1 protein-coding gene is annotated in these 876 nt (G+C 69.6%); it reads left to right on the forward strand.

All coding sequences use genetic code 11. The annotated features are described in order from the left end of the window. A partial coding sequence (locus EN738_RS34680) for an MFS transporter (RefSeq protein ID WP_127287408.1) occupies positions 1-833 on the forward strand: 833 nt, incomplete at its 5' end. Positions 834-876 lie beyond the last annotated feature (43 nt).

Below are 876 nucleotides of genomic sequence, written 5' to 3' on the forward strand. Positions count from 1 at the left end.
GCCTGGCCGGGCTTGCCGAGGGCGGGCTGGTCGCCGTCGCCACCGAGCTGATCGCCCGGTCGCGCCGGGCCGAGCGCATCGGCGGCTATTTCGTCACCGTGCAGACCTTGGCGCAATGCGCGCTGGCGCTGACCCTGGCGCTCTATGTCGTCCCGGTCGCCGGCGCGTCCGGCGGCTTCCTCGCCCTCGGCGTGGTCTGCCTCGCCTCGCTGGCGGTCGCCTGGATCGTGCCGGACGACTATGCCGACCTGCCGAAGGAAGAGCATTTCGCCAATGTGCTGACGCCCGGATCGATCGCCGCGCTGCTCTCGATCTTCTGCTACTTCATGTTCTTCGGCGCGATCTGGGCCTTCCTCGAGCCGCTCGGGGCGCAGTTCGGCATCGACGGCCGCACGGTCGGCCTGATGGTGTCGGCAAGCCTCGCCGCTCAGGTGGTAGGCGCCCTGACCGCGACGGTCTTCGAGGCGCGCCTCGACTATCGCCTGGCGATCACCGCCATCGGCGCCGTCGCTCTTGTCTGCTCCCTGATTTTCGCCAGCGGACCTGGCCTGACGATATTCTGGGTCGCCGCTTTGGCGATGGGCTTCATCCTGCTGTTCATCGTTCCCTACCAGATCCGCCTGGCGATCACCGCCGACGAGACCCGCACCGCGGTGCTTCTGGTGCCGGCGGCCCAGCTCTTCGGCCTGGCGATTGGGCCGATTGCCGCCTCGCTGCTGATCGACAAGGATTTCCGGCCGGTGCCGGAATTCGCCGCCGCCAGCGCCGCCGCCAGCGTCGCGCTGCTCGGCCTGTTCATCCTCGTGACGCGGCGCCGCCGCGCCGTCGCCTGAGCGGAGAAGCGCGATGCCGAACGCCTGGAGCAACTGCTCGGGC

It is taken from the genome of Mesorhizobium sp. M4B.F.Ca.ET.017.02.2.1 (assembly GCF_003998955.1).
Taxonomy (GTDB): Bacteria; Pseudomonadota; Alphaproteobacteria; order Rhizobiales; family Rhizobiaceae; genus Mesorhizobium; species Mesorhizobium abyssinicae.